The 20,240-nt window shown below is 74.7% G+C and carries 18 protein-coding genes and 1 pseudogene; 8 read left to right on the top strand and 11 right to left on the bottom strand.

Going from position 1 to position 20,240, the window contains the following annotated elements:
- Positions 1-142: 142 nt before the first annotated feature.
- The 6 genes from hutI to ACZ4UX_RS16970 form a co-directional block, all read right to left on the bottom strand.
- Positions 143-1,312, bottom strand: a complete 1,170-nt coding sequence (gene hutI, locus ACZ4UX_RS16995; protein WP_465707230.1) for an imidazolonepropionase — start codon at positions 1,310-1,312, stop codon at positions 143-145.
- A gap of 105 nt (positions 1,313-1,417) precedes the next feature.
- On the bottom strand, positions 1,418-2,764 hold the full coding sequence (locus ACZ4UX_RS16990; protein ID WP_380390631.1) for a formimidoylglutamate deiminase: 1,347 nt from the start codon (positions 2,762-2,764) through the stop codon (positions 1,418-1,420).
- A 20-nt stretch (positions 2,765-2,784) separates the two neighbouring features.
- On the bottom strand, positions 2,785-3,987 hold the full coding sequence (locus ACZ4UX_RS16985; RefSeq protein WP_465707229.1) for an allantoate amidohydrolase: 1,203 nt from the start codon (positions 3,985-3,987) through the stop codon (positions 2,785-2,787).
- 11 nt (positions 3,988-3,998) lie between these two features.
- Positions 3,999-5,687, bottom strand: coding sequence for a urocanate hydratase (gene hutU, locus ACZ4UX_RS16980; protein WP_465707209.1), 1,689 nt, complete (start codon positions 5,685-5,687; stop codon positions 3,999-4,001).
- Positions 5,688-6,028: 341 nt separating this feature from the next.
- Positions 6,029-6,367, bottom strand: a complete 339-nt coding sequence (locus tag ACZ4UX_RS16975) for a hypothetical protein (protein WP_465707208.1) — start codon at positions 6,365-6,367, stop codon at positions 6,029-6,031.
- A gap of 69 nt (positions 6,368-6,436) precedes the next feature.
- The gene (locus tag ACZ4UX_RS16970; protein ID WP_359803636.1) at positions 6,437-7,306 is read right to left on the bottom strand and encodes a MurR/RpiR family transcriptional regulator; all 870 of its coding nucleotides are present in this window, start codon (positions 7,304-7,306) and stop codon (positions 6,437-6,439) included.
- Positions 7,307-7,516: 210 nt separating this feature from the next.
- Here ACZ4UX_RS16970 and ACZ4UX_RS16965 point away from each other — a divergent pair, with 210 nt between their 5' ends.
- Positions 7,517-7,930 (top strand): hypothetical protein, encoded by a 414-nt coding sequence (locus tag ACZ4UX_RS16965; protein WP_352295420.1) that lies wholly within the window; start codon positions 7,517-7,519, stop codon positions 7,928-7,930.
- Between the two features lie 31 nt (positions 7,931-7,961).
- Here the strand turns inward: ACZ4UX_RS16965 and hutH are convergent, their stop codons facing one another.
- Positions 7,962-9,545, bottom strand: a complete 1,584-nt coding sequence (gene hutH / locus ACZ4UX_RS16960; RefSeq protein WP_359803632.1) for a histidine ammonia-lyase — start codon at positions 9,543-9,545, stop codon at positions 7,962-7,964.
- 324 nt (positions 9,546-9,869) lie between these two features.
- Between hutH and fdhD the strand changes: the two genes are divergently transcribed.
- A complete protein-coding gene (gene fdhD / locus ACZ4UX_RS16955) occupies positions 9,870-10,694 on the top strand; it encodes a formate dehydrogenase accessory sulfurtransferase FdhD (protein WP_329487963.1) in 825 nt (274 codons plus the stop codon).
- Positions 10,695-10,823: 129 nt separating this feature from the next.
- Complete coding sequence (locus ACZ4UX_RS16950; RefSeq protein ID WP_465707207.1) at positions 10,824-11,420, top strand: TetR/AcrR family transcriptional regulator; 597 nt, start codon at positions 10,824-10,826, stop codon at positions 11,418-11,420.
- Between the two features lie 51 nt (positions 11,421-11,471).
- Here ACZ4UX_RS16950 and ACZ4UX_RS16945 read toward each other — a convergent pair whose 3' ends face one another.
- From ACZ4UX_RS16945 to ACZ4UX_RS16930, 4 genes and pseudogenes are all read right to left on the bottom strand, one after another.
- Entirely contained in the window at positions 11,472-11,843 is a 372-nt protein-coding gene (locus tag ACZ4UX_RS16945) for a hypothetical protein (RefSeq protein WP_465707206.1), read from the bottom strand.
- Between the two features lie 765 nt (positions 11,844-12,608).
- Positions 12,609-13,751 (bottom strand): annotated as a pseudogene (locus ACZ4UX_RS16940) (GGDEF domain-containing protein); the annotation flags it as partial.
- A 413-nt stretch (positions 13,752-14,164) separates the two neighbouring features.
- On the bottom strand, positions 14,165-15,289 hold the full coding sequence (locus ACZ4UX_RS16935; protein WP_329487966.1) for an adenylate/guanylate cyclase domain-containing protein: 1,125 nt from the start codon (positions 15,287-15,289) through the stop codon (positions 14,165-14,167).
- Positions 15,290-15,458: 169 nt separating this feature from the next.
- A complete protein-coding gene (locus ACZ4UX_RS16930; protein ID WP_329487967.1) occupies positions 15,459-16,352 on the bottom strand; it encodes a biotin--[acetyl-CoA-carboxylase] ligase in 894 nt (297 codons plus the stop codon).
- 236 nt (positions 16,353-16,588) lie between these two features.
- On the opposite strand from ACZ4UX_RS16930, the gene ACZ4UX_RS16925 reads away from it, so the two are divergent.
- The 5 genes from ACZ4UX_RS16925 (at position 16,589) to ACZ4UX_RS16905 (ending at position 20,221) form a co-directional block, all read left to right on the top strand.
- Entirely contained in the window at positions 16,589-18,181 is a 1,593-nt protein-coding gene (locus ACZ4UX_RS16925; RefSeq protein ID WP_465707205.1) for an acyl-CoA carboxylase subunit beta, read from the top strand.
- Between the two features lie 24 nt (positions 18,182-18,205).
- The gene (locus ACZ4UX_RS16920; RefSeq protein WP_093861821.1) at positions 18,206-18,427 is read left to right on the top strand and encodes an acyl-CoA carboxylase subunit epsilon; all 222 of its coding nucleotides are present in this window, start codon (positions 18,206-18,208) and stop codon (positions 18,425-18,427) included.
- Between the two features lie 126 nt (positions 18,428-18,553).
- On the top strand, positions 18,554-18,679 hold the full coding sequence (gene mmpB, locus ACZ4UX_RS16915; RefSeq protein WP_329487969.1) for a morphogenic membrane protein MmpB: 126 nt from the start codon (positions 18,554-18,556) through the stop codon (positions 18,677-18,679).
- Positions 18,680-18,767: 88 nt separating this feature from the next.
- Entirely contained in the window at positions 18,768-19,367 is a 600-nt protein-coding gene (locus tag ACZ4UX_RS16910) for a nucleoside triphosphate pyrophosphatase (protein WP_465707204.1), read from the top strand.
- A 116-nt stretch (positions 19,368-19,483) separates the two neighbouring features.
- Positions 19,484-20,221 carry a hypothetical protein gene (locus tag ACZ4UX_RS16905; protein ID WP_329487971.1) on the top strand — a complete coding sequence of 246 codons (738 nt, stop codon included), beginning with the start codon at positions 19,484-19,486 and terminating at the stop codon, positions 20,219-20,221.
- Positions 20,222-20,240: the final 19 nt, after the last annotated feature.

Below are 20,240 nucleotides of genomic sequence, written 5' to 3'. Positions count from 1 at the left end.
TCCCCCACCGCAGAGACGGTGACGGAAAATCGGTTGCTCCACGATATGGACTCCCTACGCCGTGGTCCCTCACCGCGGGGCCGGGAACGGCCTGGGGGGCGGTGGCCCCCCCCCCCCCCCCCCGGCCCCGAAGCCGTGAAGGTCAGACCTCGCGGACCCCGGCCCGCCAGACCGCCGCCGTCAGCGGGACGCCCGGCCGGTACGCGAGGTGGACGTGCGAGGGCGCCTCCAGCAGCTGGAGGTCGGCCCGGGCGCCGACCGTCACCGCCCCGACGTCGGTGCGCCGCAGCGCCCGGGCGCCGCCCGCGGTGGCGGCCCAGACCGCCTCGTCCGGCGTCATCCCCATCTCCCGGACCGCGACCGCGAGGCAGAACGCCATCGAACTGGTGAAGCTGGAGCCCGGGTTGCAGTCCGTGGAGAGCGCGACGACGGCGCCCGCGGCGAGCAGCCGGCGCGCGTCCGGATAGGCGGCGCGGGTGGAGAACTCCGCGCCCGGCAGCAGCGTCGCCACCGTCTCCGAGCCGGCCAGCGCGGCCACGTCCTCGTCGGTGAGGTGGGTGCAGTGGTCGGCCGAGGCCGCCCCCAGCTCGACGGCGAGCTGGACGCCCGGGCCGTAGGAGAGCTGGTTGGCGTGCACCCGGGGGGTGAGACCGCGCTCGATCCCGGCGGTCAGGATCGCCCGGGCCTGGTCCCCGTCGAAGGCGCCGTTCTCGCAGAAGACGTCCACCCAGCGGGCGTAGGGCGCGCAGGCGTCCAGCATGTCGCCGGTGACCAGGTCCACGTAGCCCGCCGGGTCGTCGGCGTACTCGGGGGCGACCACGTGGGCGCCCAGGTAGGTGGTCTCGGAGGTGTACGAGGAGGCGATCCGCAGCGCCCGGGCCTCGTCGACGACGGTCAGCCCGTAGCCGGACTTGCACTCGATCGCGGTCGTCCCCTGCCGCAGCGCCTCGCGCACGAACCGGGCCAGGTTGGCGTCGAGTTCGGCGTCGCTCGCGGCCCGGGTGGCGGCCACCGTCGTCCGGATCCCGCCCGCGGTGTACGACTGGCCGGACATCCGGGCGTTGAACTCCGCGGTGCGGTCCCCGGCGAACACCAGGTGGGCGTGCGAGTCGACGAAGCCGGGCAGCAGCGCCCGGCCGGCCGCGTCGAACCGCTCGTCCGCGGCGGGCGCCTCGGCCGCCGGCCCGACCCAGGCGACCGTGCCGCCGTCCACCACCACGGCCGCGTCGGTGAGCAGGCCGAGCGGCCCGGTCCCGTACGCGGGGTCGTTGGTGACCAGGCTGCCGATCCCGGTGATCAGGGTGCTCGGCATGCCCTGGCTCTGCGGGCTGCTCGGGGTGCTCACATCAGGCCTTTCGGGGCTGGACCCGGGGGCGGGCGGGGTCGGCCCCCGCCCGCCCCCGGGAGGTACGGGAACTCAGCAGCTCAGCGCGGCGATCGAGGACCGCAGCGCGCCCGGGACGTCGGGCACCAGCTGGTGGACGCCGTCCCGGACGATCTGCCGTCCGCCGACCACCACGTGCCGCACGTCGGCGGCCGAGGCGGCGAACACCGCGATCTCGGCGCCGAGCCGGCTCGGCGGCCCGGCGGTGCGCACCGAGTCCAGGGCGATCACGGTGAAGTCGGCCAGGGCGCCGGCCTCGATCCGCCCGGCCTCCGGCCAGCCGAGCGAGGCGTGCCCGTCCTCGGTGCCCGCCCGCAGCAGCGAGTTGGCCGTCCAGTGGCCCCGGGTCCTGGTCCGCAGCCGCTCGTCCAGCTCCAGCGCGCGGGCCTCCTCGAACGGGTCGATGACGGCGTGGCTGTCACTGCCCAGGGTGATCGGGCAGCCCGCCGAGGCGAGCCGGCGGGCCGGACCGATGCCGTCGGCGAGGTCCCGTTCGGTGGTGGGGCACATGCAGATGGCGGTCGAGGAGTCGCTGAGGAGCTTGATGTCCTCGTCGGTGAGGTGGGTGGCGTGCACCGCCGAGGTGCGCGGGCCGAGCGCGCCGTGGTCGGCGAGCAGCCTGGTCGGGGTGACGCCGTGCGCGGTGAGGCAGGCGTCGTTCTCGGCGGTCTGCTCGGAGAGGTGGACGTGCAGCGGGGCCCGGCGGCCGTCCGTCCACCGCGCGACGGTGCCGAGCTGCTCGGCCGGTACCGCCCGCACCGAGTGGATCGCGGCGCCGATCCGGGCGTGCTCGCGCGGCTTGAGCGCCTCCACCCGCTCGGCCCAGGCGTCGGCGTCGCCGTCGCTGAACCGGAGCTGCGGCCTGGTCGGCTCGGCGCCGAAGCCGGCCGACAGGTAGCAGGTGTCCAGCAGGGTGATCCGGATCCCGGCCCGGGCGGCGGCCTCGATCAGCGCCTCGCCCATCGCGTTCGGATCGTCGTAGCGGCTCCCGCCGGGCGCGTGGTGCAGGTAGTGGAACTCCCCCACCGCGGTGATCCCGGCCAGCGCCATCTCGGCGTAGACGGCGGTGGCGAGCGCCAGGTAGCTGTCCGGGTCGAGCGCCCCGGCGAACCGGTACATGGTGTCGCGCCAGGTCCAGAAGGTGCCGGAGCCGACCTGCACGTGGCCGCGCAGCGCCCGGTGGAAGGCGTGCGAGTGCGCGTTGGCCTGGCCCGGCAGCAGCAGCCCGGCCAGCCGGACGGCGCCGGGCGGGCAGGGCCCGCTGTCCGGCGTCACCGCGGTGATCCGGCCGCCGGGGCCGGTGGCGATCAGCACGTCCTGCTCGACCACCGGCCCGTTGGCGTGCGGCAGCCAGGCGTGCTCCGCCCAGTAAGTCGTCATTTGCGCGCCTCCGGCACGGCCTACTGACACGCCAGGTCCTCCAGTACGTCGGCGAGGGCGGTCACGCCGGCCAGGCAGTCGGCCGTCTCCGCGTGCTCGGCCGGGGAGTGCGAGACCCCGCTCGGGTTACGTACGAACAGCATGGCGGTCGGGATCGCCGAAGCCAGGATTCCGGCGTCGTGTCCCGCGCCGGTGGGCAGGATGGGCACGCCGTCGGGCTCGCCCGCCGCGTTGAGCCGCCGGGCGAGCCGGTCGCGCAGCGGGCCGTCGAACTCCACCACCGGGGTGTAGGACTCGCGGGTCAGTTCGACCCGGACGCCGTCGCGGTCGCCGCGCTCGTACGCCGCCCGCTCGATCTCCTCGACCAGGGCGGTGAGCGTCTGCTCGTCGGCGGCCCGGGAGTCCAGCCAGCCGCGCACCAGGGAGGCGATCGCGTTGGTGCCGTTGGGCTCGACCGCGACCTTGCCGAAGGTGGCCAGCGCCCCTGCCGTCCGCGCCTTCTTCCGCGCCGCGAGCACGGTGTTGGCGTAGGTGAGCATCGGGTCGCGGCGGTCCTCGATCCGGGTGGTGCCGGCGTGGTTCGCCTCCCCGTGGAAGTCGAACCGCCAGCGGCCGTGCGGCCAGATCGCGCCGGCCACGCCGACCGGCTGGTCCTCGGCGAGGTAGCGGCCCTGCTCGACGTGGAGTTCGACGAAGGCGCCGATCCGGGCCAGCCGGTCGCCGTCCGCGCCGATCCCGGCCGGGTCGTAGCCGGCCTTCTCCATCGCGTCGGGCAGCCGGACGCCGTCGGCGTCGCGCAGCTCGTACGCCTGGTCGCGGCCGAGCACGCCCGCGCTCAGCCGGGAGCCGATGCAGGCCACGCCGAACCGGGCGCCCTCCTCGTCACCGAAGTTGACGATGGCCAGCGGCCGGTCGAACTCGGCTCCCCGCCCGCGGAGTTCGTCCAGCGCGGCGAAGGAGGAGACCACCCCGAGCGGGCCGTCGAAGGCGCCGCCGTCGGGGACGGAGTCCAGGTGCGAGCCGGTGACGATCGCGCCCTCGCCCGCCGGGTCGCCCAGCCAGGCCCACTGGTTGCCGTTGCGGTCCAGCTCGTAGGTCAGCCCGCGGCCGCGGGCCTGCTCCTCGAACCAGGACCGGCACTCGGCGTCGGCGGAGTTCCAGGCGAAGCGGCGGTAGCCGCCGGAGGAGGCGGAGCGGCCCACCGGGAGCAGCTCCGCCCACATCTCTTCGAAGGTCACAGCTCACCCATCGGGCTGTGCTCGTTCATCGGGACGCGGACGCCGCGCTCGGCGGCGACCTCGTCGGCCCGGTCGTAGCCGGCGTCGACGTGGCGGATCACGCCCATGCCCGGGTCGTTGGTGAGCACCCGGCGGATCTTCTCGCCGGCCAGCGCGGTGCCGTCGGCCACCGTGACCTGGCCCGCGTGGATCGAGCGGCCGATGCCGACGCCGCCGCCGTGGTGGATGGAGACCCAGGACGCGCCGGAGGCGACGTTGACCATGGCGTTGAGCAGCGGCCAGTCGGCGATCGCGTCGGAGCCGTCCAGCATCGCCTCGGTCTCCCGGTACGGGGAGGCGACCGAGCCGCAGTCCAGGTGGTCGCGGCCGATCACGATCGGCGCGGACAGCTCGCCGGAGGCGACCATGTCGTTGAACCGCTCGCCGGCCTTGTCGCGCTCGCCGTAGCCGAGCCAGCAGATCCGCGCCGGCAGGCCCTGGAAGTGCACCTTCTCCTGGGCCATCTTGATCCAGCGGTGCAGCGACTCGTTCTCCGGGAAGAGGTCGAGCACGGCCTTGTCGGTCTTGGCGATGTCCTGCGGGTCGCCGGAGAGCGCCGCCCAGCGGAACGGGCCCTTGCCCTCGCAGAACAGCGGCCGAATGTAGGCCGGGACGAAGCCCGGGAAGGCGAACGCGCGGTCGTAGCCGGCCAGCTGGGCCTCACCGCGGATCGAGTTGCCGTAGTCGAACACCTCGGCGCCGGCGTCCATGAAGCCGACCATCGCCTCGACGTGCCGGGCCATCGACTCGCGCGAGCGCTGGGTGAACTCGGCGGGCTTCTCGGCCGCGTAGGTCGCCATGTCGTCGAAGGCGACGCCGACCGGCAGGTAGCTCAGCGGGTCGTGGGCGCTGGTCTGGTCGGTGACGATGTCGATCGGCGCGTCCATCGAGAGCAGCTGCGGGAACACCTCGGCGGCGTTGCCCAGCAGGCCGATGGAGAGAGGCTCGCGGCGGTCGCGGGCGGCGGTGGCCAGCTCCAGGGCGTGCGCGAGGTTCTTGGCCTCGACGTCCAGGTAGCGGTGCTCGATCCGGCGGGAGATCCGGGACGGGTCGCAGTCGACGCAGATCGCCACGCCGCCGTTCATCGTCACGGCCAGCGGCTGGGCGCCGCCCATGCCGCCGAGGCCGGCGGTGAGGGTGATCGTCCCCGCCAGGGTGCCGTCGAACCGCTTGTTGGCGACGGCGGCGAAGGTCTCGTAGGTGCCCTGGAGGATGCCCTGGGTGCCGATGTAGATCCACGATCCGGCGGTCATCTGGCCGTACATGGTGAGGCCGAGGCTCTCCAGCCGCCGGAACTCCTCCCAGTTCGCCCAGTCGCCGACCAGGTTGGAGTTGGCGATCAGCACGCGCGGCGCCCACTCGTGCGTCTGCATGACGCCGACCGGCCGCCCGGACTGGACCAGCATGGTCTCGTCCTGCTTCAGCGTCTCCAGCGTGCGCACCATGGCGTCGAACGAGCGCCAGTCCCGCGCCGCCTTGCCGGTGCCGCCGTAGACGACGAGCTTCGACGGGTGCTCGGCCACCTCGGGGTCGAGGTTGTTCATCAGCATCCGCAGGGCAGCCTCCTGCTGCCACCCCTGCGCCGTCAGCCCCGTACCGCGCGCCGCCCGCACCTCGCGCGGCCCGCTCGCCTGCTGCTGCACCATGTCCCGGCTCCCTACGGATGAATTCATTCAAGCTCGACTTGGCTGAATATATCCAATCATTGAGTCTCCGGCCAGACCTGAGCGCATCCGATCAGCCGGCATCGCGACATCCCCGCCGCGCTACCCCGAGTCGGGCGAACACCAGCCACTCGGCCCAGGCGCCGCCGGGTGGAGGGCATGGCGACGCGCCCCGCCGTACGCCCCGGGCGGCCCCGCGACGGCCGCGCGACGGCCGCCGCGGAGTCCGGGCGAGGCACGGGCCGGCGCGCGCGGGATCGTCGCAGGGGCCGCCCGGCCCTGCGCGGCGGGCGCGCGAGGCGGACGGCCGACCCGACCCGGCGTCAGGCCGCCGCGTCGCCGTCCCAGTCGATGCCGATCTCGGCGAGCCAGCGGCGGTCGTCGGCGTCGGGGTCCGCGGGCGCGGCCGCGGCGGCCGGGCGCGGCGGGCGGGGGATCTCCTGGACGGGGCCGAGGCCGTACTTGTCGGCGGCCGCCGAGGCGCGGCCGTCGGGCTCGATGACGCCGACGTGGACGGCGCTCTCGTCACCGGCGTCGAGGACGACGAGTTCGGGTTCGGGCAGCCGCCGCAGGGTGACGCGGCGTCCGCAGGCCGGGCAGGACCATTCGTCGGCGCCCGAGGCGAGTCGGCCGACGAACTTCATCTCGTGGATCACGCGCATCACAGGCTCCCCCTGCCGGTCGGCCCTGCTCCGGGGCCTGTTGACAGGATTCCCGCCCCGGGTAGGGTCCTACTCCAAAAACAGCCCACGAGCCGTCGCGGACTGCTCGATCGACTCCAACCGGGCCTCGGCGCCGGGGAGTTCGTCGCACATGGTCTGGAGCAGCACCCGGCCGAGCATCATCGGCGCGCACGCGGTGTCGAAGACCAGGCCGGTGCCGACGGCGGCCGGCAGCATCAGGTCGGAGAGCTTGGCGACCGGCGCGAAGGCACTGTCGGCGACGGTCAGCACCGTCAGACCGCAGTCCCGGGCCACCGTCAGGGCGTCCATCAGCTCGCGCGGGTAGCGCGGCAGGGCGAAGCAGAGCAGCGCGGAGGCGCCGGCGGCGGCGGCCTGTTCCAGGCGGTCGGCGAGCATGCTGCCGCCCTCGTCGAGCAGCCGGATGTCCGGGTGCACCTTGGCCGCGAAGTAGGCGAAGCCGCGGGCCTGCGCGGAGGCGGCCCGCAGGCCGAGGACGGGCAGCGGGCGGGAGGCGGCGAGCAGCCGGGCGGCGCGGATGATCGGCTCGGGGTCGGCGAGCAGCTCGGCGAGCAGCCGCAGGTGCTCGATCTCGGCGAGGACGGCCTGCTGGTGCTCGTTGCGCACCACGTCGTCCGGGGTCTCCGGGGCGCTCGGTTCCCCCGCGCCCAGCTCGCGCAGCTGCTTGCGCAGCGCCGGGTAGCCGTCGTAGCCGAGGGCCACCGCGAAGCGGGTGACCGAGGGCTGGCTGACGCCGGCCAGTTCGGCGACCTCGACGCTGGAGAGGAACGGCGCCTCGGTGGCGTGGCGGACGAGCGAGTGGGCGATCCGGCGCTGGGTGGGGGTGAGCCGGTGGCCCTCGAAGAGCTGGAGGAGTCGGGCGGAGGGGCCTACCGTGCCGGTGTCGTCGGTGGCGGTCATCAGCGGTACCTCCGGGTGCGAGCTGTTCGGACGACGACTGTGCAGCAGCGGACTGCCGCTGGCAAAGACGTCTCGTACGCCGGGACGCCCGATGAGACCCCCCGACGGTGCGGATCACCCCTGAGGGTGACCCTGATTTCCCCCTGATCCGCCCCGATCCCGGCGCGAACCGATGGACTGGAGCCCCGGCGCTGCACCAGGCTGAGCGCCATGGACACACGCCAGGACGAACTGCGACGCGACCTCGACGCGGCTCTGCAGACCCGCAAGGAGCTGGGCGAGGAGTACGAGTCGGAGATCGTCGACTCGTTCCTCGCCCGGCTGGACGCCCGGTTGGACGCCCGCCTCGACGCCCGGGTGGAGCGCCGGGTGGCGGAGCGGCTCGACGGCTACGGCCCGGCGGAGCACCTGCGCCGGCGTTCCTTCGGCCGTTCCGGCTCGAAGCTGCCGCTGATCTCGCTGGTCCTCGGCATCCCGCTGACCGGCATCGCGACCAGCGGCTCGAACGGTTTCATGGGCCTGCTGGTCTGCTGGGCCGGCATCGTCGGCGTCAACTACGCCGCCATCGCCGCCGACCGGCGCGAGGAGAAGCGCGCCCGGCCGCCGCGGGGCGAGTGGGACTGACTCCCGCCCGCCCCGGGCGGCGGCGGCCTCGTCAGGCCAGCGGCCCGGTGACCTTCTCGACGGCCCGCACCAGCTCGCCGGAGGCGACCAGCGCGGCGGCGGCCTCCAGGTCCGGCGAGAGGAAGCGGTCGCGGCCGGCGCCGCCGACCCCGGCCTCCCGGGCGACGGCCAGCGCGGCGAGGGTCGCCGGCGAGGGCGTGCCGCTGGCGTCGGCCTGCCGGCGGATCTCCAGCGCGCGGGAGGCGGCGGTCAGCTCGACGGCCAGGATCCGGCCGAGGTTCTCGACGGACTGGCGCAGCTTGCGGGCGGCCGACCAGCCCATCGAGACGTGGTCCTCCTGCATCGCGGAGGACGGGATCGAGTCGACCGAGGCCGGCACTGCGAGCCGCTTGTTCTCGCTGACCAGGGCCGCCTGGGTGTACTGGGCGATCATCAGACCGGAGTCCACGCCCGGGTCGTCGGCGAGGAAGGCCGGCAGGCCGTGCGAGCGGGCCTTGTCCAGCAGCCGGTCGGTACGGCGCTCGGAGATCGAGCCGAGGTCGGCGGCCGCGATGGCGAGGAAGTCCAGCACGTAGGCGACCGGGGCGCCGTGGAAGTTGCCGTTGGACTCGACCCGGCCGTCCGGCAGCACCACCGGGTTGTCGACCGAGGCGGCCAGCTCGCGGGAGGCGACCAGGGCGGCGTGGGCCACCGTGTCGCGGCCGGCGCCGGCGACCTGGGGGGCGCAGCGGATCGAGTAGGCGTCCTGGACGCGCGGGGCGTCGTCCTGGTGGTGGCCGGTGAGGCCGGAGCCCTTGAGGACGGCCAGCATGTTGGCGGCGCTCAGCGCCTGGCCGGGGTGCGGGCGGATCGGGGCGTGCAGCTCGGGGGCGAGCACCTTGTCGGTGCCGAGCAGCGCCTCCAGGGTCATCGCGGCGGTGATGTCGGCGGTGGTGAACAGGCGCTGGAGGTCGGCGATGGCCATCACCAGCATGCCGAGCATGCCGTCGGTGCCGTTGATGAGGGCCAGGCCCTCCTTCTCCAGCAGCTCGACCGGCTCGATGCCGGCCGCGGCGAGCAGCTCGCCGGAGGGCTTGTCGACGCCGTCCGGGCCGGTCGCCACGCCCTCGCCCATCAGGACCAGCGCACAGTGCGAGAGCGGGGCGAGGTCGCCGGAGCAGCCGAGCGAGCCGAACTCGCGGACCACCGGCGTGATGCCGGCGTTCAGGATGGCCGCCATGGTCTGGGCGACCACCGGGCGCACGCCGGTCCGGCCGGAGGCCAGCGTCTTCATCCGCAGGAACATCAGCGCGCGGACCACCTCGCGCTCCACCGCCGGGCCCATCCCGGCGGCGTGCGAACGCACCAGCGAGCGCTGCAGCTGGGCGCGGAGCTCGGGGCTGATGTGCCGGACGGCGAGCGCGCCGAAGCCGGTGGAGACGCCGTAGACGGGGCGCGGCTCGGCCGCGAGGGCCTCGATCCGGGCCCGCGCGGTCGCCATCTCGGCGAGCGCGTCCGGACCGATCTCTACCCGGGCGTTGCCCCGGGCGACGGCCAGCACGTCCTCGGCGCTGACGTCGGCCTTGCCGACCTGGACGAGGGGCGCATCGGGGGCCACAGCACTGTGCATATCCATATGCATCATCACACCAGCTGAATGAAGATATGACAACCAGTGGATCCCACCTGGCGGACTCCCGCCCGCCGGACGGAGCCGGCCGCGGCCGCCCTCCGCGTCCCGCCGGAGGGCGCGCCGGCGCCGACGGCCCCGGCCGGGACCTCCACGCCACCCTCGCCGACGGCGGGCGCCGGCCGCCTCACGGCATCGCCAATCAGGTGACGGGCGCCCGCCCACGAGTCGCCCCCACCGGCGCCCGGCCACCGGCCCCACCCCGATTTCCGAAGCGCCACCCCGATACCGCACGCTGGGGTCGACGGACGGCACGGAGGCGGAGGACCGATGACGCGGGCGACGGCACGGCGGCGAGTGGTGCGGCTGCACGGGGACGGCCGCAGCACGCGACCGGACGCCCTCGCGGCGGAGGAGCCGCTGGAGATCCGGGTCGGCGGCGAGCCGCTGACGGTGACCATGCGCACGCCCGGCCAGGACTTCGACCTGGTGGCCGGCTTCCTGGTCGGCGAGGGGCTGGTGCACACGGCCGAGGACCTCGCGGCCCTGCGCTACTGCGCCGGGACGGACGAGGACGGCGCGAACACCTACAACGTGGTGGACGCGGCCCTGCGCGGCGCCCGCGCCCTCCCGCTCTCCGCCCACCGCAACCTGCTCACCACCAGCGCCTGCGGCCTCTGCGGCCGCGACACGGTGGACGCCGTCCGCACCCACGTCCGCCACCCCGTCGGGGACGACCCGCTGACCGTCCCCCCGGCCCTGCTGTACGGGCTGGCGGACCGGCTCCGGGCCACCCAGCGGACCTTCGACTCGACCGGCGGCCTGCACGCGGCCGGGCTGTTCGACGGGACGAGCGGCGCGCTGCTCTGCGCCCGCGAGGACGTCGGCCGGCACAACGCGGTGGACAAGGTGGTCGGCTGGGCGCTGCGCGCGGGCCGGCTGCCGCTGACCGGGCACGTCCTGCTGGTCAGCGGTCGCGCCTCGTTCGAGCTGACCCAGAAGGCCGCGCTGGCGGGCGTCCCCCTGCTGGCCGCCGTCTCCGCGCCGTCCTCCCTCGCGGTGGACCTCGCCGAGGAGCTGGGCCTGACCCTGGTCGGCTTCCTGCGCGGCGAACGCGCCAACGTCTACACCCGCCCGGACCGGATCAGCGGCTGACCGGCCGGCCACCGCCCGCCCCACCGGCGACCCGACCCGCCCCGGAGCGCGCGGGCTCGGTCCGATCTTCAGCAAGACTCTTCCAGCAAGACGAGACGTCTCGTTTCGCCAGCGCCCTAGAATGGGCCCATGACCCGCAGCAGCTCTCCCGATCCCGCCCGCCGCAGCGAGCGCTCCCGCCAGGCCGTCCTCACCGCCGCCGCCGAACTGGTGGCCGAGGTGGGCTTCGGCAAGCTGACCATCGAGGCGATCGCCGCCCGGGCCGGCGTTGGCAAGCAGACCATCTACCGCTGGTGGCCCTCCAAGGGCGCGGTGGTCTTCGACGCCTTCCAGGCCGCCAACGAGAACACCTCCGGCAGTCTGGCGCTGCCCGACACCGGCGACCTCGCCGCCGATCTGCGCGCCGTCCTGCGGCCGACGGCCGACCAGCTGGCCGACCCGGGCTTCGACAACACCGGACGCGGCCTGGTCTCCGAGCACCAGCGCGACCCGGCCCTGCTGCGGGAGTACCGCGAGCGCCTGCTGGACCCTCTGCTGGAGGTCACCCGGGAGCGCCTGCGCACCGCCCGCGAGGCCGGGCAGATCGCCGCCGACGCCGACCTCGACCTCGCCGTCGAACTGCTCTACGGCCCGATGTACTACCGCTGGCTGCACGGCCTCGGCCCGCTCGACCACGCCTACGCGGACCGTCTGGTGGCGGGCGTCCTGCGCGCCCTGCGGCCGTGACCGGTCCGGCGGCCGGCCCGTGGACCCGCCGGGTCCACGGGCCCGCGCGGTCTACTGCCGGTTGCGGCGGCGGAGCATCACGACCACCGCGATGATCACGGCGATCACGATCAGCACCACCACGATGCCGATCACCACACCGATGATCTTGCCGAAGAAGCCCTTCTTCTTCTTCTTCGACTTCGACTTGGACTTGTCCTTGGACCCGGCCAGCCGGGTGCCGTCCTGCTGCCCGGCCACGGCCGGGGCCGCCTGGGCCGCCTGGACGGCGCTCCCCGCGGCGGAAGAACCGGCGGCGGAACCGGCGGCGGTGCCGACCGCGGCGGCGCGCGGCGCGGCCTCGGCCGCCGGGGCGGCTGCCAGCGTGGCACCGCCCAGCGCCAGCACCGCGGAGAGGACAAGGCTCGTCAGACGAGCGCGCATGGGTTTCGACCCCCGTTCCGGCCCGGCCCCCGTGGCCCGCCGACGGCGGATACCATCCCACGTCCGGGGCGCGCCGCCCAGCCCCGCGGCAGCCTCCGCACCGGACCGCGACCGGCTCGGAACAGGCCGGTCACCGAACCGGCACAAGCCTGTCGCCCGGTCCGTCCACGAACCGGGCCCGCCTCAGCCCGGCGGCGGGGAGGCCGGGCCGGAGAGCGCCACGGCGACCAGGGCCCGCATCGCGCTGGCGACCTGTCCGAGCGGCAGCGTCGCGTCGTCGGCGAACAGTTCCACCAGCCAGCCGCCGGCCGGGTTCTGGCCGCCCGCCGCGACCATCCCCCGGTAGCCGCTGACCACCAGCATGGCCTCCTCGGACGGGTCGTTCCCGGCCGCGCCCGCGCGCAGCGCGAAGGACCCGCCGCGCACCGCCTGCCGGGTCATCGGGTAGTGCCGCAGGTCGAAGACGGCGTCCGGGGCCTCGATCTGGGCCCGCTGGGTCTCCGCCCGCGAGCTGCTCGGTCCGCTGGTCATCCGGTACACGGCGTGCTGGGCGGTGCGCATCAGGTGCGAGCCGGGCGGCACGTAGGAGACCCACCAGCCGACCGCGTCGAGCAGCCGGGAGGCCGTCTCCGCGACCACCGCCAGCTTGCCGATGGTGTCGGCGGGGTGGACCGAGCGGGTGACCCCGCGCTGGTCCAGGGCGGCGAGCACGGCGGTGAGCAGCTGTCCCGGGTCGGCGCTGTGCGCGGCGCCGCGGAACCGCCGCCGGTCGCCGGCGCCCGGCCGGCCGGGGACGCGCCCCCGGCCGTCGGCCCGGTGGTGCGGATCGGCGGCGTCGGCCAGCAGCACCGTCGGGTCCGGCGACAGGCCGGGGCCGTGGCTGCGGCCGGCCACCACCGGGTGTGCGGCGCGGGCGGCCTTGGCCCGGTACTGCGCGGCGTCGGCGAGCCGGAACAGCCGGTCGGGCGTGGTGACCGGGCCGATCGAGTCCCCGGTGGAGGCGACCCCGCAGGCGACGCCCTCGCCCTCGGCCAGCGCCAGGGCCCGCGCGCACAGCTCCTCGGCGACGGCGACCACCTCGTCCGCCTTCTGGCCCTCCACCAGCAGGCAGAACTCGTCGCCGCCGAGACGGGCGGCGAGGCTGCCGGGCAGCCTGGCGGCGGCCAGCGACAGCTGGTGGGCGAAGCGCTCCAGCAGCCGGTCGCCCATCTCGTGTCCGAGCTGGTCGTTGACCCGCTTCAGGCCGTTGACGTCGCAGACCACCAGCGAGACCACCGTGCCGTCGCGGTTGTGCGCCTCCAGCGCGCTCTCCAGCCGGGCGTCCACCGCCCGCCGGTTGGCCAGCCCGGTCAGCGGGTCGGAGAAGGCGAGCTTGCGCAGGTCGGCGAGGCGTTCGGTCTGCGCGAGCCCGGCCGAGATCTGGGCGGCGAGCAGAGTGGCGTACTCGGCGTCGCCCTCGGTGAACTCCGCCGCCCCGGTGGACCTGGCCAGGTAGAGCTCCCCCCAGGCCTGTCCGTGCAGCACGATCGGGGCGACCACGCAGCAGCCACGGCCGCGCCGGCGCAGCGCGGCGGCCCGCTCCTGGCAGTAGGCCCCGGCGGTGGGGTGGGCGTGCCCGGCGTGGAGTTCGGTGTTCTCGGCGCTCTGCAGCCAGGCGCGGGGCAGCCGGCCGGTGGTCCAGCGCTCCTCCAGGTAGGTGACGATCTCGGGGAAGTCCGCCACCGGGTAGGACTCGTCCTCCGGCAGCTCCTCCTCGCCCGGCGCCAGCTCCCCGTAGTTGACCAGGACCCGCAGCCGGCCGGACTCCCGGTCCCAGACCGAGACGGCCGCCATGGTGGCGCCGAGGGCCTCGGTGGCGCGGACGGCGGCCGCGCGGACCGCCTCCAGCGGGGTGAGCGCCCCCGCCATGTCCTGGGCGAGCTCCACCACGGACGTCAGCCGCGGGTCGGGGGCGGCCGGCAGCTCCGGGCGGTCGCACACGCAACCGCGGTCCGTCGTGATCGCCTCACTGCCCACCGGCTCGCCCCGTTCCCTGTGCTCGGTCCCGTCCGGCGCGGTGGCTCACCCACCGCGAACCGGACCCGTCCGCCTGCACCAAGACTAGGGCGGTTTCGCTCGGTTATGCCCCGTTTGCCCGCACGGATCCGCCCGGCCGGACCGGTTTCAGCCGTACGGCTTTCGGACGACGGCCACCGGCCCCGCCGGGTGACCGTGCCGCCGGCCCGGACTCCGCCGCGCCCTGCCCGGACGTCGGCCTACCCCGTGGGCGGCCGGGTACTCCCCGCGGCCTCCGGGAGCCCGGCGGTACGGGGCGGCGCCCGCTACTCGCCGCGCGGCCGCCGCGACAGCAGCCACGGCTCGACCAGCCCCAGCCCGCGCACCGGCCGGCGCCACATCGGCTGGAGGCTGAACCGGCGCCCCGCGTCCGGCGCCGGCACCGGGAGCCCGGAGGCGGGCAGTCCGGAGGCGGCCGACAGCGCCTCGGCCAGCCCCGGCCCGTCCGCGTCGGCCGGGGCGACACTGCCGTTCTGCTCCAGCGCGGCCGCGAACTCGCCGTCGATCAGCACCGCGTCCTTCGGGGCGATCGAGGTGAGCCGGCTGGCCAGGTTGACCGTGGTGCCGAAGACGTCGCCCATCCGCGAGGTGACGGTGCCGAAGGCCATGCCGACCCGCAGCGCGGGGATGGTGTCGTCCTCGGCCAGCGCCTCGATCAGGCTGAACGCGATCTCGGCGGCCGTCCCCGGGTCCTCGGAGACGTACAGGATCTCGTCGCCGAGGGTCTTGATCACCCGGCCGCCCTGGCCGGCGATCAGGTCGGAGCAGGTGTTCTCGAAGGTCTCGACCAGCTCGCCGAGCTCCTCCTCCTCCAGCCGGCGCGAGAGCCGGGTGAAGCCGACCAGGTCGGCGAAGCCGACGGCCAGCCGGCCGCTGGTGATCTCGGTGTCCTCGGCGGCCTGCACCACCCGGCCGGTGACGGCGGCCAGCTGGCGGCGCCAGACGTACACCAGGAACTGCTCCAGCTCCGGCAGCAGCAGCTCGACCAGCGGGTAGGCCACGTCGGCGCGGGTCAGCCCGGGCTCGACGGACTGGGTGAGGTTCTCCAGGAAGGTGTCCATCTGCCAGCCGGCCAGCCGGGCGGTGGTCTGCCCGGTCGAGCGGGCGACCTGGATCGCCATCGGCTCGCTGAGCAGGCCCGACTCCACCAGACCGGCGAGCCGGCGCAGCGCGATCACGTCGCCGTCGGTGAGCGCCCGGGACTGCCCGATGTCCGGGAAGCCCATGGCCCGCCAGAAGCGGGTGGCCAGCTCCATCGGGACGTCGGCGGCCCGCGCGGCCTGGTACGGGGTGTAGCGGCGTGGCGCGTCCAGGATCAGGCGTTCCAGGTCGAGCGCGACCGTCTGGTCGTCGGAGCCCGCCGTACCGCCGTTGCCGCCGTCCTCTGCCACCGGTCCGTCCCCGTGCGGTCGCCGCACTTGCCTCGTGTCCTGCCTGTCCGAACGCGCCCGCCACCCGCCGGGCAGTGGCGCGCCTCACACTGCTGCCAGGTGGAATGTTCGCACGGAATCCCGCGATCCGGAGCATCCGCCCGGGTCAAGGAGAGGTGAAGAGTGCCGCTCAGCGCGGCTCGGGGCGCACGTGGACGACGTCTCCCGCGCCCACCGGACGCCGTGCACCGTCGGGGGTGCGGACCACCAACCGGCCGTCGCCGTCGATCGCCACCGCCTCGCCGACGAGTTCGCGGTCGCCCGGCAGGTGGACCTTGACGGGACGGCCGAGCGTGGTGCACCGGTCCGCGTAGGCGGCCAGCAGACCGCTGGCGTGCGGGTCGCCGGCCGCGGCCGTCCACTCGGTGTAGAGGACGGCGAACTCGCGCAGCAGCGCGCGGAGCAGGGTGGACCGGTCGGTCACCGCGGCACCGGCCAGCAGCAGCGAGGCGGCGGTCGGGACGGGCAGCTCGCCCTCGCGCAGCGACACGTTGAGGCCGAGGCCGGCCACCACCGCCCCGCCGCTGAGCTCGGTGAGGATGCCGCCGAGCTTGCGCTCCGCGCCGTCGACGGTGACCTGGAGGTCGTTGGGCCACTTCAGGCCGACCTCGACCTCGGCGACCCGGCTCAGCGTGGCGGCCGCGGCGACCCCGACCAGGATCGGCAACCAGCCGTACCGCTCGACGGGTACCTCGTCCGGGCGAAGCAGGACCGAGAGGAAGAGCCCCGACCGGGGCGGCGCCGTCCACTGCCGCTCCAGCCGCCCGCGCCCGGCGCTCTGCGCCTCGGCGACCAGCACGGCGCCCTGCGGCGCGCCGGCCCCGGCCCGGGCGGCGAGGTCGCTGTTGGTGGAACCGGTCTCGGTGACGACGTCCAGCGCGGTCCAGAACCCGCCCGGCCGGACGAGGTCGCGGCGCAGCGCCTCGGCGTCCAGCGGCGGCCGGTCCAGATCGGTCCAGGGCGACGGCCCGGCGTGGCCGAAGCCGCGCAGTCCACTGCGGCGGGGGGTGTCGGAGTCGGTCATGACCACGAGACTAGGGGTTCCGCCCCGCCCGCCGCGCGGTGGCCGTAGGCCGCCATATCGTCCCGCAGAACGGGCGTTGACACACTGTGTCGCTGGCCATAACCGGAAAGCCCCGGCGCTGGCTACGCTACTCGACGGTAGTTCGTTGCGCCGCCCTGCCCTCATGCGCGTGTCCCCGCCCAGACGCGCGTACCACCGAACAGGCCGCGGCCCATGGATCAGGGAGAGCCCACCCGATGACCGAGGCCCCGTACGACCCCCACACCACCGCCGGCAAGCTCGCCGACCTGCGGCGCAGGATCGACGAGGCGGTGCACTCCGGCTCCGCCAAGGCCGTGGAGAAGCAGCACGCCAAGGGGAAGCTGACCGCGCGTGAGCGCGTCGTCGAGCTGATGGACGAGGGCTCCTTCGTGGAGTTCGACGAGTTCGCCCGGCACCGCTCGACCAACTTCGGCCAGGAGAAGAACCGCCCGTACGGCGACGGCGTGGTGACCGGCTACGGCACCGTCGACGGCCGTCAGGTCGCCGTCTTCGCGCAGGACTTCACCGTCTTCGGCGGCTCGCTCGGCGAGGTGTTCGGCGAGAAGATCGTCAAGGTGATGGACTTCGCGCTGAAGACCGGCTGCCCGGTCATCGGCATCAACGACTCCGGCGGCGCCCGGATCCAGGAGGGCGTGGTCTCGCTCGGCCTGTACGGCGAGATCTTCCGCCGCAACGTGCACGCCTCCGGGGTCGTCCCGCAGATCTCGCTGATCATGGGCCCCTGCGCGGGCGGCGCGGTGTACTCGCCCGCGATCACCGACTTCGTGGTGATGGCCGATCAGACCTCGCACATGTTCATCACCGGCCCGGACGTGATCAAGACCGTCACCGGTGAGGACGTCGGCATGGAGGAGCTGGGCGGCGCGCGCACCCACAACACCAAGTCCGGCAACGCGCACTACCTGGCCGCGGACGAGAAGGAGGCGATCGAGTACGTCAAGAGCCTGCTCTCGTACCTGCCCTCCAACAACCTCTCCGACCCGCCGGCCTTCCCCGAGGAGGCGGACCTCTCCGTCACCGACGAGGACCTCGAACTCGACACCCTCGTGCCGGACTCGGCGAACCAGCCGTACGACATGCACACGGTGATCGAGCACGTCCTGGACGACGGCGAGTTCCTGGAGACCCAGGCGCTGTACGCGGGCAACATCATCACCGGCTTCGGCCGGGTCGAGGGCCACCCGGTCGGCATCGTCGGCAACCAGCCGATGGACCTGGCCGGCTGCCTGGACATCAACGCCAGCGAGAAGGCCGCCCGGTTCATCCGGACCTGCGACAGCTTCAACATCCCGGTGATCACCTTCGTGGACGTGCCCGGCTTCCTGCCCGGCACCGAGCAGGAGTGGGACGGCATCATCCGCCGCGGCGCCAAGCTGATCTACGCCTACGCCGAGGCCACCGTGCCGATGATCACCGTGATCACCCGCAAGGCCTTCGGCGGCGCGTACGACGTCATGGGCTCCAAGCACCTGGGCGCCGACCTCAACCTGGCCTGGCCGACCGCGCAGATCGCGGTGATGGGCGCGCAGGGCGCGGCCAACATCGTCTACCGGCGCGAGCTGGCCGAGGCCGCCGCCGCGGGCGCCGACGTCGACGCCCGCCGGGCCGAGCTGGTCTCCGCGTACGAGGACACCCTGCTCAACCCGTACCTGGCCGCCGAGCGCGGCTACGTGGACGCCGTCATCGCGCCGAGCGACACCCGCCGGCACATCGTCCGCGGGCTGCGCGCGCTGCGCGGCAAGCGTGAGGTGCTGCCGCCGAAGAAGCACGGAAACATCCCCCTGTAAGCGCTGCCGCGAGAGGATTGAGCCATGGCCCCGATCCACGTGCTACACGGGCAGCCGACCCCCGAGGAGCTGGCCACCGTCCTGGCGGTGGTCCAGTCCCGGGCCGCCGCCGCGCAGGCGGCCGCCGAGGCGGCCCGCCGGGCCGGCGCCGGCCCGGACTCCGCCTGGAACGACCGCGCCCGCCGGCTGCGCGCCACCCCCCGCCCGGGCGTCAACGCCTGGCGCACCTCGGGCTGGGCCGGCTAGCACCGCCGGGAGGGGGTGGGAGGCCGGCCCGTCCGGCGTCCCACCCCCTTCGCGCGCCCGGATTGCCCCGAAAGCTGAGTACGCGTACTCAGGCGTCACCGCGGCGGCGCGACGCACCCTGGACAGGTGCTCTGGTCCGACCCCCGCGACGAGCCCTCCCCGGAGGCCCGCCGACTGCAGGAGAGGCTCCGCCGCGCCGGCCATGTGCTCGCGGCCTGCCTCCTGCTGATCGCCGTCCTGCTGATGGTCTGACCGGTGATGGTCTGACCGGCGCCCGAACCGGCCCCCGGCCTCCGGCGGGCGGGCGGAGCGACGGCGGCCACCCCCTACCCTGGTGGGCATGACCGACCGCCGCGCCCTCGTCCTCGCCTCCGCCTCCCCCGCCCGCCTCGGGCTGCTGCGCCAGGCGGGCCTCGACCCGCGCGTGGTGGTCAGCGGCGTCGACGAGGACGCGATCACCGCCGCGAGCCCCGCCGAGCTCGCCCTCGTCCTCGCCGAGGCCAAGGCCAAGGCGGTCGCCGCCGAGCTGACCGGCGGCGAGCTGGTGATCGGCTGCGACTCGGTGCTGGAGCTGGACGGGCAGGCGCTCGGCAAGCCCGCCGACGCCGCCGAGGCCCTCGTCCGCTGGCAGGCGATGCGCGGCCGGTCCGGGGTGCTGCGCACCGGGCACTGCGTGATCGACACCGCCACCGGCGAGCAGTCCTCGGCCACCGCCTCCACCACCGTCCGCTTCGGCACCCCGGACGACGACGAGGTCGCCGCCTACATCGCCTCCGGCGAGCCGCTGCACGTGGCCGGCGCGTTCACCCTGGACGGCCGCTCGGCGCCGTTCGTCGAGGGCATCGACGGCGACCCGGGCAACGTCATCGGCCTCTCCCTGCCGCTGCTCCGCCGGCTGCTCGCCGACCTCGGCGTCCGGATCACCGACCTCTGGGCCTGATCCGCCGCCGGCACCCGCCACGAGGACCGACCGGTCCCCTCACCGGCCGTCCCCGTGGCCCTCGCGGGAGCCCGCTAGGCTGACCGCCGCCGTTCGAACGGGGAGGGGACAGGCCGATGACCGACAGTCTGCTCAACGTGCTGCTGGGGCTGGTGGCGAGCGCGATCAGTGCCGCGCTCGCCTGGCTCGCGCAGAACCTGCGCCGCCGCCGGCGGCTGGAGCGGGTCCGCGCCTTCTTCGGCCTGCCGGCCGGCAGCGAGTGCCTGATCGTGGTGAACCGCAGCGTCGGGGTCGGGGCGCACGCCCGGACGGTCACCCGGCGCGACGCCTACGCGCTGATGGAGCTGGCCGCCCTGGTGAAGGAGTGCGACGCGCGGACCGACCTGGTCGCGCACGACGCCGTCCACCGCGGCCTGGGCACCAAGACCGAGTTCTGCTTCGGCGGCCCCAGCAGCAACGAGCGGATGGCCGCCCACCTGGCCTGGGGGCTGCCCGGAGTGACGGTCACCAACGGCTCGGAGGGCCCGAACAACGTCATCGTGGTGGGCGACCGGACCTTCACCGTCGACTGGGACACCGAGGTCTACGCCCTGCTGGCGCGCCTCGCCACCCCCGAGGGCGGACGCCCGGTCTTCCTGATATCCGGCCAGACCGGCATCGCCAACCACGCCGGCGTCCGCTACCTCGTCGCCAACCACCGCCGGCTCGCCCGCCGGTACGGTGAGGACGGTTCGTTCGCCCTGGTCCTGAAGGTCGTCAACCCGAAGGCCTACGGCCCCGATGTGGTGGAACTGGCCGCCGACATCACCGCGCCGGCCCGCGAGCGGGCCGCCTCCGCGGCCCCCGCGGGGTGAGTGTGGCCAAGGCCACCGC

The sequence above is a fragment of the Kitasatospora sp. NPDC028961 genome, from assembly GCF_055564815.1.
The sequence above is the reverse complement of the archived record's forward strand: the minus strand, read 5'-3'. Positions and strand labels throughout refer to the sequence as shown.